Annotated in this window: 18 protein-coding genes; 17 read left to right on the plus strand and 1 reads right to left on the minus strand. The window is 46.7% G+C overall.

The genetic code is table 11. The annotated features are described in order from the left end of the window. Positions 1–164: 164 nt before the first annotated feature. The 15 genes from cgeC to BXO87_RS15395 all read left to right on the plus strand — a co-directional run bounded on the left by cgeC (position 165) and on the right by BXO87_RS15395 (position 11,922). Positions 165–464, plus strand: a complete 300-nt coding sequence (gene cgeC / locus BXO87_RS15325; RefSeq protein ID WP_007407929.1) for a spore maturation protein CgeC — start codon at positions 165–167, stop codon at positions 462–464. Between the two features lie 64 nt (positions 465–528). After that, entirely contained in the window at positions 529–1,800 is a 1,272-nt protein-coding gene (locus BXO87_RS15330) for a glycosyltransferase family 2 protein (RefSeq protein ID WP_038458808.1), read from the plus strand. Positions 1,801–1,838: 38 nt separating this feature from the next. Continuing rightward, positions 1,839–2,618 carry a GNAT family N-acetyltransferase gene (locus BXO87_RS15335; RefSeq protein ID WP_038458805.1) on the plus strand — a complete coding sequence of 260 codons (780 nt, stop codon included), beginning with the start codon at positions 1,839–1,841 and terminating at the stop codon, positions 2,616–2,618. A 78-nt stretch (positions 2,619–2,696) separates the two neighbouring features. Beyond that, a complete protein-coding gene (locus BXO87_RS15340; RefSeq protein ID WP_007612029.1) occupies positions 2,697–2,837 on the plus strand; it encodes a YjcZ family sporulation protein in 141 nt (46 codons plus the stop codon). A gap of 136 nt (positions 2,838–2,973) precedes the next feature. Beyond that, positions 2,974–3,420 carry an AraC family transcriptional regulator gene (locus tag BXO87_RS15345; RefSeq protein WP_038458803.1) on the plus strand — a complete coding sequence of 149 codons (447 nt, stop codon included), beginning with the start codon at positions 2,974–2,976 and terminating at the stop codon, positions 3,418–3,420. Positions 3,421–3,667: 247 nt separating this feature from the next. Next, positions 3,668–4,999, plus strand: coding sequence for an aspartate aminotransferase family protein (locus BXO87_RS15350; protein ID WP_038458800.1), 1,332 nt, complete (start codon positions 3,668–3,670; stop codon positions 4,997–4,999). A gap of 6 nt (positions 5,000–5,005) precedes the next feature. Continuing rightward, a complete protein-coding gene (locus BXO87_RS15355) occupies positions 5,006–5,695 on the plus strand; it encodes a CoA transferase subunit A (protein ID WP_012117777.1) in 690 nt (229 codons plus the stop codon). Then, positions 5,680–6,375 carry a 3-oxoacid CoA-transferase subunit B gene (locus BXO87_RS15360; protein ID WP_007612023.1) on the plus strand — a complete coding sequence of 232 codons (696 nt, stop codon included), beginning with the start codon at positions 5,680–5,682 and terminating at the stop codon, positions 6,373–6,375. The genes BXO87_RS15355 and BXO87_RS15360 overlap by 16 nt, the downstream gene beginning before the upstream one ends. After that, a complete protein-coding gene (locus BXO87_RS15365; protein WP_108655009.1) occupies positions 6,341–7,648 on the plus strand; it encodes a peptidase in 1,308 nt (435 codons plus the stop codon). The genes BXO87_RS15360 and BXO87_RS15365 overlap by 35 nt, the downstream gene beginning before the upstream one ends. Continuing rightward, positions 7,611–8,483: a putative beta-lysine N-acetyltransferase gene (gene ablB / locus BXO87_RS15370; protein ID WP_038458796.1), complete on the plus strand. Its 873-nt coding sequence runs from the start codon at positions 7,611–7,613 to the stop codon at positions 8,481–8,483. The genes BXO87_RS15365 and ablB overlap by 38 nt, the downstream gene beginning before the upstream one ends. Continuing rightward, positions 8,480–9,901 (plus strand): lysine 2,3-aminomutase, encoded by a 1,422-nt coding sequence (kamA, locus tag BXO87_RS15375; protein ID WP_007612018.1) that lies wholly within the window; start codon positions 8,480–8,482, stop codon positions 9,899–9,901. The genes ablB and kamA overlap by 4 nt, the downstream gene beginning before the upstream one ends. Continuing rightward, the gene (locus BXO87_RS15380) at positions 9,898–10,176 is read left to right on the plus strand and encodes a YokU family protein (protein WP_020955949.1); all 279 of its coding nucleotides are present in this window, start codon (positions 9,898–9,900) and stop codon (positions 10,174–10,176) included. Before kamA ends, BXO87_RS15380 begins: the two co-directional genes overlap by 4 nt. A 74-nt stretch (positions 10,177–10,250) precedes the next feature. Further along, positions 10,251–10,475 (plus strand): YozE family protein, encoded by a 225-nt coding sequence (locus tag BXO87_RS15385; protein ID WP_007407941.1) that lies wholly within the window; start codon positions 10,251–10,253, stop codon positions 10,473–10,475. Positions 10,476–10,785: 310 nt separating this feature from the next. Continuing rightward, a complete protein-coding gene (locus tag BXO87_RS15390) occupies positions 10,786–10,992 on the plus strand; it encodes a VOC family protein (protein ID WP_038458472.1) in 207 nt (68 codons plus the stop codon). A 249-nt stretch (positions 10,993–11,241) separates the two neighbouring features. Beyond that, a complete protein-coding gene (locus tag BXO87_RS15395; protein WP_003153690.1) occupies positions 11,242–11,922 on the plus strand; it encodes a hypothetical protein in 681 nt (226 codons plus the stop codon). Here BXO87_RS15395 and BXO87_RS20865 read toward each other — a convergent pair. Further along, a complete protein-coding gene (locus BXO87_RS20865; protein ID WP_012117771.1) occupies positions 11,919–12,062 on the minus strand; it encodes a hypothetical protein in 144 nt (47 codons plus the stop codon). The two genes, BXO87_RS15395 and BXO87_RS20865, sit on opposite strands and share 4 nt — an antisense overlap. 117 nt (positions 12,063–12,179) lie before the next feature. On the opposite strand from BXO87_RS20865, the gene BXO87_RS15400 reads away from it, so the two are divergent. Both BXO87_RS15400 and BXO87_RS15405 read left to right on the plus strand, forming a co-directional pair. Next, positions 12,180–12,353, plus strand: coding sequence for a YozD family protein (locus tag BXO87_RS15400; RefSeq protein WP_003153696.1), 174 nt, complete (start codon positions 12,180–12,182; stop codon positions 12,351–12,353). 73 nt (positions 12,354–12,426) lie between these two features. After that, positions 12,427–13,038 (plus strand): phosphatase PAP2 family protein, encoded by a 612-nt coding sequence (locus BXO87_RS15405; RefSeq protein ID WP_038458469.1) that lies wholly within the window; start codon positions 12,427–12,429, stop codon positions 13,036–13,038. Positions 13,039–13,083 lie beyond the last annotated feature (45 nt).

Below are 13,083 nucleotides of genomic sequence, written 5' to 3' on the forward strand. Positions count from 1 at the left end.
ATTCCTGATTGAAGAGATTGGTATAAGTCGAATGCCGTTTTGCTTGTGTTTTTTTCAATATTTAATCAAACAGCTGAATTTTCGAATCAGGCTTTGTTTGCCTATGCGGATTGTAAGAGTATGACATACGTTGTATAGATTAAAAAATGAAGGAGAGGAATACTTTGGATTCAGAAGAAACTGTAAAACACGGGGGTTTTGAGGAGGAATTTCAGCTCGTACTGCTTCTTCTTCTTTTGTTATCCCGTCAGCCGTCCGGAGATCATTCAGATTTGCGGCGTCAGCTTGTAATGGCAAAAGAGCTTGGGGTTCCTGTATCGCGTGTCAATCTGATTAACGGCAGCACACTGCAAAACGTAATTGTCAAAGAAGTACTGTCAGATTTGGCCGTTTTTCAAAATCCGCTCAATAATACGAGATCAAACGTCGCGATTTCAAGCATCGTCAGCTGGGGTGCTTTTTAATAACGGATATCAGGCTCTGTCTCATTCGGAGCCGTTTTTTACGTTTTACAGAAGGGGTGATGGGATGGAAAAGAAGATCTCAATTATCTTAACGAGTTACAACAAACCGGATCTTGTGAAACAGGCGATTGAAAGTGTTTTGCATCAGACCTACAGCAATTGGGAGCTGTTTGTGATGGATGATCATTCAAATGAAGAAACCTCGGCTGCCATCAGTACGTATATAAAAGATCATCGCATATATTATGACAACAGTTTTATCAATCCTGCCGAACGGCTGAAGTCGACCCGGTATGCCGTTTTGATTAATGATGCGCTTTCACGGGCTAAAGGCGAATACATCACTTATTTGACAGACGACACCGTATTTCATCCGGATAGGCTCAGCCGCATGGCGGAAGCGCTAAATCAATGCAGCGAGTTTGATGCCGTCTATTCCAGCCAGAAGGTGATACATGTAAACGGGCGCGGAACAGAACAATTCCACTTCTATCGTTTTGCTGAAGAGGTGCTTGATCAGGCCGCTTTTCTCGTTGATCACTGTTCAGTGATGCACCGGAGATCATTGCTTGAGCGTGTGAAAGAGAAGTTCGGCAGCTTTTGGGACGAAGATGTTATGCATTGGAATCACGGAGACTCTGTTTTTTGGAGCAGGCTCAACACATTTACATCATTTCTGCCGATAAAAGAAGTGTTGGATACGACCTATAAAACACCTCACTCATTTCAGAACACGTATCAATCGATTCCGTCTGTCCTGATCGATGGGTCTTTTGTAAAAGGGACGGACCAGAAAGTATATCAGCTTGACCGAAATAAAAGGAAGCCTGTAAACGAGCGCTGGCATACGTTATATGAAGGCCGAACCGTCATCATTCCGGATCCGTTTTTATTTCAATATGAGGAAGAGAACTCCGGCAGTATTCCGAATTTTCAGCTCGTCAGGGATCAGTTTCATGTTTATTTTATAGAAGACGGGGAGAAAAGGCTGGTTGATCATAGCGCATTTCGCTTTTACCGATTTAAACGGCATGACATCCCGGCTTTAGAACGGGGCGAAATACAAGCGCTTCCGGACGGTCCGCCGATCAGCAGGGGGACATCGGGCTGTATTCAACATCTGCCCGGGAGAATGCTGTTTCGCATTGAACGGGAATTTTATGTTTATTTGAGAGGGGTTCTCCATCCGATCAGTCATGACGTAGCGAAACGCTTTTTTGCGAATCAGAAGGCGATACCCATTTCCTTTCAGCAAATTAAACAATTACCAATTGGAATGCCGTTCTATCCGGTGTACGATGAAATTATGAGAAATCTCAATATAACAAAAGGTTGAGAGATGCAGTTGGATGTGTAAGGAAAAGGAGAGCTTTTATGACCGATCAATTTGATAAAACCGAGAAGCAGTATATAGAGCTTACTTCCGGCATTCAGAGGTTCGAGCATTTCAGTGTATATACGGACCCTTTTTTGCCGCAGATTTTTTCGCATAACTTTGTTCAGCTGCACCGTACATTTCCGTTAGACAAACTGCTGCCGTTTTTTTCGTCCGTTCCGGGCATGCTTCAAGCCAATTATATTCATGTGAAAGCGGCTCCGGAGCACGCGTTTCCGCTTCTTCTGAAACAAACTCTGGTAAAGCAGGGCTGCGTAGTGGAAGATGAGCTGTTTTTTGCAAGGAAACTGGAAAATGGTGACCTGCAGGCCGGACACCCGCTCACTGCTTGGGGGACGGAAAAAAGCCTCGCCGACGGGTCGTCTATTATGAACATCTATGATGCCCTTTACATTGGCGAGGCGGCGGCCGAACAAAAGCTTGAGCGGAAATATCCTTTGTATAAGGACGGAACGGTTATGCTTGTCGTGTGCTACAGCGACGCCTCGCAAACGATTCCGATCGGCTGCGGAGAGCTTTTCATCAACAAAGCAGATAAAACCGCAAAAATAGAAGAAGTCGCAATTCTGGATCAATTCCAACGAAAAGGCTACGGATCGATATTGATGAATGAGCTGATGGCGGCGGCAAAGCTGAACGGCATGGAAACTGTATACCTTGTGACGTCCGGGATGGACGGTGTAAACCGCTTTTATGAAAAACTCGGCTTCAAAAGATTTCGGCGCGTGCATACAATTTTTCATTATTTTCTTACATAGTTGGGCATTCGCATAAACCAATTGGGAGTTGGCCCGCATACAATGCCGTATATCGTAAGAAGAAAGGATGATTTGCGTATGTACGGATATGGCTACGGTTGCGGCAGTTTTGGCTATGGTTACGGGCACGGCGGCTGCGGAGGCGGAACCAGCACTTTTGTGCTGATTGTGGTATTGTTTATTTTATTAATCATCGTCGGTGCGGCTTTTATTTGTTAGACTGAAAAAATCCTATAATGAAAATCAGCCTGCAGAGAACATCACTTTCTGCAGGCTTTTTGTTATTTCCATGCTGAAAAAATCAGCTTGAAAAACATTTTAATACATATTACCTTCTGGAAAAGGGGGCGAAAATGTGAACATAACGATTGAAGAATTACCTGAATCAAGAATTGCTTATTTCCGAAATATCGGAGAGTATGGCGAAAAGCAAAACAAAGAACTGATGGAGTCATTTAAAAACTGGGCGCAATTGAATGGTCTGCTTGATCATTCTGTCATTTTAGGAATTCCGCAAGACCATCCGAATCGTACTCCTAAAGAGAAATGCCGTTATGATGTTTGTCTTGTTATCAATCAAGACCATGTGCCTGAACCAGCCCGGATCGGTACATTTTCCGGAGGGAAGTACGCTGTCTTCTTGCTTGATCACACAAAAGAGGCAGTCAGTGGATTTTGGAATACTGTTTTTTCTGAGATCGAAAAAAATAATTTATCAATCAGAGAACAGCCTATTATTGAAAGGTATACTTTACAAAAGGTGAATCATCATTTGTGTGAAATATTGATTCCCATACGGTAAAGAAGACGGGAATTTTCCGCCTTCTGCTTATACTGATTCAGATCAAAAATGATGTGATGATGAGCTGAGCAAAGAATAAAATCAACAATAGGAATAGAATTTCCAGAACGCTCTTCAGGCTGTCGGGACATCTCCGGCAGCCTGTTTTACAGAAAGGTATTTTCTGCAAAAAACTTTCTGAAGGATAAGAATGCGGTTATTCATCTGTTCATACAATGAAGCAAATGGGTTTTTGAGGTGGAAAGATATGGGGAGCTATTTAATCAAACCGGAGCTTGACGCAAATTATCCGTCAGTCAGTCACGGAAAGGGATCATATGTGTATGATCAGGAGGGGAACAAGTATCTTGACGGAGCATCGGGGGCGGTCACTTGCAATATCGGCCACGGCACGGAGGATATTATACAAGCTTTAAAAGAGCAGCTTGACTCCGTTTCGTTTGTGTATCGCTCGCAATTCACCAGTACTCCGGCAGAAGAACTGGCTTTATTTCTGGCCGATCATCTGCCGGGCAGGCTGAATTGGTCATTTTTTGTAAACAGCGGCTCAGAGGCAGTCGAAACAGCGATGAAAATGGCTGTTCAATATTGGCAGGAAAAAGGGCAATACCAAAAATCCGTCTTCCTATCAAGATGGAGCAGTTACCACGGCATTACTTTGGGAGCGCTTTCATTATCGGGGTTCTACGAACGGAGATATCGCTTCACCCAGCTGCTCGAACGGTTTCCGGCCGTTTCAGCCCCTAATATGTATCGTTCTGAGCTGCAGGGAGAGGAATTTGTGAAAGCTGCGGCGGCTGAACTGGAAACGGCTGTTCAACGGATCGGTTCCTCATTTATCGCGGGATTTGTCGCAGAACCGATTGTCGGAGCAGCCGGGGCAGCCATCACTCCGCCGGCAGGTTATTATGAAGCGCTTGAGGAGGTCTGCCGCCGGCACGGTATTTTGTTTATCGCGGATGAAGTCATGACGGGGCTCGGGAGAACAGGGCGGATGCTTGCTTCTGAGCATTGGGGGATCGCACCTGATATCGCGGTGCTCGGAAAAGGGTTAGGCGCCGGTTACGCTCCGATAGCGGCAGCCGTTGCGTCTGATGACATCATTGAAACGATCAAGCGGGGCTCCGGGGTCATTATGAGCGGACATACGTACAGTGCCAACCCATACTGTGCAAGAGCGGCGCTTGAAGTGCTTCGCTATGTTAAGAAACACGAGCTGCTCCGGCAGTCAGAGGAAAAAGGCGTAATGCTGAAGCGGAAATTAGAAGAAATCAAAGAGCGCAGCGGGGTGATCGGGGATGTCCGCGGTAAAGGCCTCCTGATCGGGGTTGAATTCGTTAAGGATAAAACGACGAAGGACATTTTTTCGAAAAAACAGGGCTTCACCGAAAAAATCATTAAAGCGGCAAAAAAACGGGGCCTGCTTATCTACCCTGCAAAGCCCGGCATTGACAGCGGAGAAGGAGACGCCGTCATCATTGCCCCGCCGTTCACGATTTCATATGCCGAGCTGGATGAGCTGTCAGATCTATTTTCCCAGGCCGCAGAAGAAGTTGAAAAAATGATGAAGAAGGATTGAGCTGATATGTCTATTTTTCATAAAAAAATCGATATTCATGAAGCAATTGCCGATGTCAAGGACGAATCTGTCATTATGTTCGGCGGTTTTGGGGGAGTGGGTTCACCTCCGTCATTAATCGAAGCGATTTTGGAGAGCGGCGTTAAAGAGCTGACCGTCATCTGCAATGATGCCGGATTTCCGGAAATCGGCATCGGCCCGCTTATCGTTCATAAGCGGGTGAAAAGGCTGATCGCTTCCCATATCGGCTCAAATCCTGTCGCGGGCAGACAAATGACTGACGGAGCGCTTGAGGTGGAATTTTCGCCGCAAGGGACGCTTGCTGAACGGATTCGCGCAGGCGGAGCGGGGCTAGGCGGTATTTTAACTGATATCGGCATTGATAACGCAACTGTTTGTGAAAACAAAGAAACCGTAACGATTGACGGAAAGTCCTATTTAGTTGAAAAAGCGCTGACGGCTGATTTCGCTTTTGTGTCCGCACATACTGCTGATGAATTCGGGAATCTGACGTTTGACAAAACGGCGCGCAATATGAACCCTCTGATGGCTGCGGCGGCCGAAAGAACATTTGCTGAGGCGGCAGAGATTGTGCCTGCCGGCGAACTTGACAGCGAGCATATTGTAACGCCGGGCGTTTTCGTGGAGGGTGTCGTGCAAAGTGAAGGAGTGAAGTGGAGATGGGCTTGGGAATAGCGGAAAGAGAGAGTATCGCGAGGCGGGCCGCCAGTGAAATTACCTCAGGTATGATTGTCAACCTGGGGATCGGCATTCCTTCTTTAGTGCCGAACTTTCTGCCGGCCGGCATGGAGGTAATGCTGCAGGCGGAAAACGGCGTCCTTGGGATCGGCGGCAGTCCGGAGCGCGGAGAGGAGGATGAGCTTTTATGCAATGCGGCCGGGTTTCCTGTCAGTACAGTTAAGGGTGCTTCCTATTTTGATTCAGCTCTGTCTTTTGCCATGATCAGAAAAGGGCTGATAGATATTACCATTTTAGGCGCGCTCCAAGTCAGCAGGACAGGTGATCTCGCCAATTGGCTCGTGCCGGGGAAAAAAGTGCCCGGAATGGGCGGGGCGATGGAGCTTGCCCAAGGCGCGAAAAAAGTGGTTGTCGTCATGAGCCACACCGATCAGAAAGGCCGGCCGAAGCTGGTCGAAAGCTGTTCATTGCCGCTTACAGCAGCGGGCTGTGCAGATCTCATCATTACAGAGAAAGCCGTCATCAGCATAGATGATGGGGCTTTTGTTCTTGAGGAACTGCTGAATGGCACGACCATAGACGATGTCATTCAAACAACGGATGCCGAAATCAGATTGGGAGAATGTTTTCTTAAAAGGGGGTCTGTCCATGGATCAATTAGAAAAGAAAGTCACTGAGTGGGCGGAAGAAAACACAGCAAAAGCGGTAAGCCTGCTGAAACGGCTGATCGGGGAAAAAAGCACGTTCGGCCATGAATTTAACGCACAGGCAGTCGTTTTAGAAAAACTGAGACAGTTCGACATGGATATTGATGTGTGGGAGCCGAGTGTCAAACATTTGAAAGAGCATGCTTATTTTGTATCGGAACGTGAAGACTTCCATGAAAGCCCGAATATCACAGCCGTAAAGAAAGGGGCCGGGGGCGGAAGATCACTGATACTGAACGGACATATCGATGTTGTCCCGGAAGGAAATCCCGCCGCATGGACGTATGAACCGTTTAACGCTGTTGAAAAGGACGGCAAAGTTTACGGCCGCGGTTCAACGGATATGAAAGGCGGCAATACAGCCCTCTTGTTTGCGTTAGAAGCGCTTGAAGCCTGCGGGATTACATTAAAAGGAGATGTTCTGTTTCAAAGTGTCGTAGATGAAGAGTGCGGCGGCGCGGGAACACTGGCGGCTGTTATGAGGGGCTACAAGGCTGACGGGGCGCTTATTCCCGAACCGACTAATTTAAAGCTGTTTGTTAAGCAGCAAGGATCTATGTGGTTCCGCATTACGGTAAGAGGATTGTCCGCACACGGCGGCACCCGCTATGAAGGGGTGAGCGCCATTGAAAAAAGCCTGCATGTCATCACAGCCCTTAAAGAGCTTGAACACGTCCGCAACGCCCGTATCACAGACCCGCTTTATCGGGACGTTCCGATTCCGGTTCCCATTAATATCGGCACCGTCCAAGGGGGAACGTGGCCATCATCGGTAGCTGACCGTGTGGTGATAGAAGGCAGGTGCGGAATAGCGCCGGATGAAACGCCCGAAGCAGCAAAAGAAGAACTGGCAAGCTGGCTGAAAGATTTGGAGTACCGAGATGAATGGTTTAAACACCACCCGGCGGAAATAGAATGGTTTGGGGCTCAATGGCTTCCGAATGATCTCCCGGATGAGCATCCGCTGATTTCCGCTCTGGAATCTTCTTTTGAGAAAATGAAAGGGGCAAAACCGGTTCGTGAAGCGTCCCCGTGGGGAACGGACGGAGGGCTTTTGCAGCACGCGGGACAGACGCCGGTCATCGTCTTCGGTCCGGGAGAAGTCAAGGCGGCGCATCAGGCGAATGAATACATTGAAATCCGGGCGTTAATCGATGCCGTCAAAATTATTTCTCTTTTTATCATGGAATGGTGCGGGGTGGCAGATGGGGGTGACGGAGCTGATAAAGGAACTGAGGGCTGAAAAGGGAGCGGCCGAGATTGATGCAGACCGTTTCAATGAGCGGCTCAGAGTCATTCGTTATGACGGGCAGATTACGGCGCTTATTCCGGCCGTTTTGGCAGAAGCAAAGCAAGAAGGAGCCCAAAAGGTAATTTTCTTTGCCAAGCGCGGCGATGAGCCGGAATTTGTCAAGCATCTTTTTATTGTTGAGGGTGTCATAGACGGGTATTACAACGGGCATGAGGCTGTTATGATGGTGCGCTATTTATCAGAGGAACGGAGACGGTCAGATTCATATGTATCAGAAGATTCGACTGTTGACCGTTTATATGAGACACCGCGGCGGGGACTGACTCAGACAGAAAGCACGCTGATGTTCAGAAAAGCGGACGAAGATGATGCAGACCGTTTAACGCACTTATATAAACATGTTTTTCTTACCTATCCGACTCCTGTCTTTAATCCCCTTTATATTAAAAAAACAATGAGAGAAAACACCATCTATTATGCCGCATTCGATCAGGATCGTCTCATTGGGGCGGCAAGCGCAGATATCAATCCGGTATTGGGGCACGCTGAAATGACCGATTGCGCGGTTCTGTCAGATTACAGGGGGAACTCCGTAACAGCACACTTGTTTAAAGCGTTGGAGCAGGAACTCGCTGGCCGGGGAATCATTCATCTTTTTTCCTTGGCCCGTGCAGCGTCTTACGGGATGAATGCCGTTTTGTACCATGCGGGATACGGCTACAGAGGCAGGCTTGTGAACAACTGCCGCATTTCAGAAGGGCTCGAAAATATGAATATATGGTGCAAGACTTTACGTTTGGCCATTCATAAGGAGGAATTCGTTTGACAAACAAATGGTTTCAGCCGAAGCGTCATTGGAAGGAGATTGAATTGTGGAAAGATGTGCCGGAAGACAAGTGGAATGATTGGCTGTGGCAGCTCACCCATACTGTAAGAACCGTCGATGACCTGAAAAAAGTCATTCATTTGACCGAAGAGGAAGAAGAGGGCGTAAGGATGTCTGTAAAGACCATTCCCCTGAACATTACGCCTTATTATGCTTCTTTAATGGATCCCGATAACCCGAGATGTCCGATCCGCATGCAGTCCGTGCCGCTGTCAGAAGAAATGCACAAAACGAAATATGACCTTGAAGATCCGCTGTTTGAAGATGAAGATTCACCGGTTCCCGGTCTTACGCACCGCTATCCCGACCGCGTTCTTTTTCTGGTGACAAATCAATGCTCGATGTATTGCCGATATTGCACCAGAAGGCGTTTTTCCGGACAGATCGGAATGGGGGTGCCGAAAAAACAGCTTGATGCGGCCATCGCTTACATCCGGGAGACGCCGGAAATCCGTGACTGCCTGATTTCCGGCGGAGACGGGCTTTTAATCAACGATCAGATTCTGGAATATATTTTGAAAAACCTGCGTGACATTCCCCACCTTGAAATTATCCGGATCGGAACAAGAGCGCCCGTCGTATTTCCGCAGCGGATAACGGATAACCTTTGTGAGATTTTGAAAAAATATCATCCGGTCTGGCTGAACACCCATTTTAATACGAGCATCGAACTGACGGAAGAATCGGTTGCGGCGTGTGAAAAGCTCGTTAACGCAGGTGTTCCGGTCGGAAACCAAGCCGTTATTTTAGCAGGCATTAACGATTCGGTGCCGATTATGAAAAAACTCATGCATGATTTAGTGAAAATCCGCGTGCGTCCGTATTATATTTATCAATGTGATTTGTCAGAGGGAATCGGCCATTTCAGAGCGCCTGTGTCAAAAGGGCTGGAAATCATTGAAGGACTGAGGGGCCACACAACGGGCTTTGCCGTGCCGACCTTTGTCGTCGACGCCCCGGGCGGAGGCGGTAAAATCGCCCTGCAGCCGAACTACTTGCTCTCCCAAAGTCCGGAGAAAGTTGTGATCAGAAACTTCGAAGGGGTGATTACATCTTATCCCGAGCCGGAAAACTATATCCCGAATCAAGCCGACGACTATTTTGAATCTGTTTTTCCGGGAACAATGGCCAAACACGAGCCGGTCGGACTGAGCGCCATTTTCGCGGACAAAGAGGTTTCGTTCACACCGGAAAATGTATCGAGGATCGACAGGAGGAAAACATTTACATCAAACCCTGATCATGAAACGCTGAAAGACCGCAGGGAAAAGAGAGATGAATTGAAAGAAAAGAAATTTATTGCACAGCAAAAGAAAGAGCAAAAAGCAGGATCGGAAGTCGGAGGTGAGTCGCCGTGAAGCCATGCGAGTGGTGCGGCAATCAGAAGGCGTCAGCTTGTCAGGCGGCTGTGTACTGGGAGCTTCCTGACGGTACGAGGGCCATAGAAATTACAGAAACACCCGCATTCGCCTGTTCCTCCTGCGGCATGACTTATCAGGAGGAAGCGGTCATAGCGGAAATCGAAAATCAGCTTTTTTTAGTCGATGCAAAAAAATTACCGGAAACACTCACATATCAAGAGCTGATGGAGACAGAACGGATCTTGAAACGGAATTATTTTGACTTCTCCTAGTCTTCTTTTGTTGTAATTTCACACTTGAATTGTATAATAGTACAACAAAAGACAGTCATCAGGAGGGGAAACCCATGAAATCCTTTTATCACTATTTGATGAAATACAGGCATCCCAAGCCGCAGGACGCAATCAGCCAGTTTGCGAATCAGGCATACGAAGATCACGGCTTTCCGAAAACGTCAAGCGATTATCACGAGCTCAGTTCTTATTTAGAACTGAGCGCCGACTATTTAGAAACGATGGCGACATTTGATGAAGCTTGGGAAAAATATGAGACCGAGGTGCATCACGCCTGACGAAAAACCGCACATTGTGCGGTTTTTTTCTGTTGAAATCACTCGCTTATGAGGTGCCGTATGATCAAATCCCGCAACGCGTCCGTTTTGATCAGCACGTAAACAAATCTTCCTGACGGCACGTATCATAAGGCAGTAGAATGTATAGCTGCAGAGTTCACCGGATCAGGCCTGCTGCCGGCGGGTCCCGGGTAAGGAGCCTCTTTTCACGGAGAAATAATCAAACATTTAAATGAAGTGAGGGGAATCAAATGATCCATTAGGTAAGACTGATGAGGCACTGACGTTTGGACGGAAAAGGGGATTTTATGTGACAAGGTTGAAGCGGATTGAAGTTGTGGCTTCATTGAAAGCCGAAACGAGTTTGGTTCTTCATGATACACAAGCGATTGCAAATATGCAGCCGGAATTGGATCTCCATACACCTTCGATGATGTGTTTCACGGCAAATCTTGAACATCACGGCGGTGATATTGTCAACATGCCTTCGGGCCGGGTATTTTCCTTTGCGTCATAGAGAAAAAAACAAAAACTCATAAAAAATAGAAGCTTTTTGTCTCAGTATTGTTACTGCTCAGTCGATCGAGAGCGGAATGTCATCAGACGCTTCTGTTACGGTAAGTGAAAAAACGCACAAGCATATTGCGGTTTTTGACATTTTGAACAGGTGCAGAAATAGATATTTCCTGTGGTTTTCATGCCCATGCGAAATTATGGCGGCCGGCATACGATAGCGTATGACAGTCCGCGGCAAGGGGGAGACAGCATGAAGCCAGATAAACCGAAATTTCAAGTGGGAGACATCGTGGTCGTCGTGATGTACGGAACCGTCGGCACCATTACGAAGGTTCATCAAATTGATAAACATTATCTTTACGAAGTCAATCATAATGAAGTGCTTTATTTTGAATCGTCCATCCAGCTTTATAAAGATTATGAGGGCGTGATCGTCGATATGGAGAAATTGGATATTGAATATGAATTTCTGATCGGCGACGTCGTATATGTAAAGGACTACGGAAAGGAATTATTCCGTGTCATCGGTCACAGAACTGAAATATGGAGATATTTAGAGGATGGCTGGGAGGATATTATTTATGAGCTGACTCGGCTGAAAGACGGAGAGTGGCTTGAAACGGAGGAAGAGGATCTCACGCTGGTTCTGAGAAAATATGAAATGGATCAGTTTGTGCATCAGCTGCTGTTTGTCCACTATGTTGGGGAAGCATCTCATGAGATCGGCGAGGATACCGTCGCGTCTGCTCTTCTTCAGTTTGAAGGCGATGCTGATGATCCCGATGCCCTGCATGTGCTGGCGGTATCGATTGTAGATGAGCTGCTTGATATTTATAACGATTATAAGATTCTTTATCATTTGTTCGGTGACGAAGAATATAAAGATATGATGAATTTTGTGCTGGAAAGCCTGCGGGAGCATTTCAGCTAGCCGGCAAAAAAACGGACGGTGACATATAAAAACCAGGGCAGACAGCCGGCAAAGATTACAAACGACATTCCTTTCAGCACTTTTTCCAATACGATATCAAATCCATCTCCGTCCAATAAAGCCATCATTTTCGTCATCATCTTTTCTCCCTCCGGGGCTTGTTTTTTAAAAGTATATGAGCGGACAAAACGTTTAGAACTTTCGGGTATAATTTGAACGGTTTTTTCATAAAACATAAAAAAGGAGGCGGTGTTTGCATGAAAGAAATAGATCTTGTGATTGACACAGAAGAAATAGCTGATTATTTTTACAGTCAGCTTGCTATGCGCGGGTACATACCGAGTGAAGAGGAAATCTTCGAAATAGCCGACATCACCTTTGATTATTTATTAGAAAAATGTATGATAGACGAAGAGCTTGATGAAGACTGAAACTGCGGAACCGAAGTGAAAAAGCTTCGGTTTTTTCAATCAGCTCGGGAGAATGAAACATGGGGGGAAAACGTTGTACAAGCCAGTAAGTCTTTTCGCATTGTTTATTCTGCTCGCAGCAGCGATCCGGATAGAAGCCGTCCGGGTTTTTGATGAGCGTGTGATAGAAGCGGCTGTCAGGATCAGGGCTGCCTGGCTGAATGAATTGATGTTATGGATAACGGAGCTCGGCACGACCGCGGTGCTTTTGCCGCTTCTTCTTTTGACAGGCGCGGCTCTGTATATGTACAAAAAAACGCCGGATGTTGTTTTTTTGCCGCTTCTCTTTCTCATTGAACGGATTGTAAACATAAAAATAAAAGAATTGATTGAAAGAGCCAGACCCGCTTTTGAACCGCTCGTCCATGAAGCCTCATACAGTTTTCCGAGCGGCCACTCCATGAATTCGGCAGTGGTGTATCCCGTCATCGCTTACTTTTTGATCAAGCATGTTCCGTTTTTCACGAAAAGAAAACGGGCCGTCACCGTCTTTACCGGAGTTCTCGTCATTCTGATCGGATTCAGCAGAATTTATTTGGGCGCGCATTTTCCGACGGATGTCCTTGCCGGATTCAGTCTCGGACTTTGCCTCGTTTCGCTTTTTGCGCTCTTTGACGAAAAGTATCATCCGTTTCGACAAAAATAGAGACAGGAAAAATGAGAAAAAACGCTAATACTATTAAGAAATAAG

The organism is Bacillus sp. GZB (assembly GCF_001975995.1).
GTDB lineage: Bacteria > Bacillota > Bacilli > Bacillales > Bacillaceae > Bacillus > Bacillus velezensis.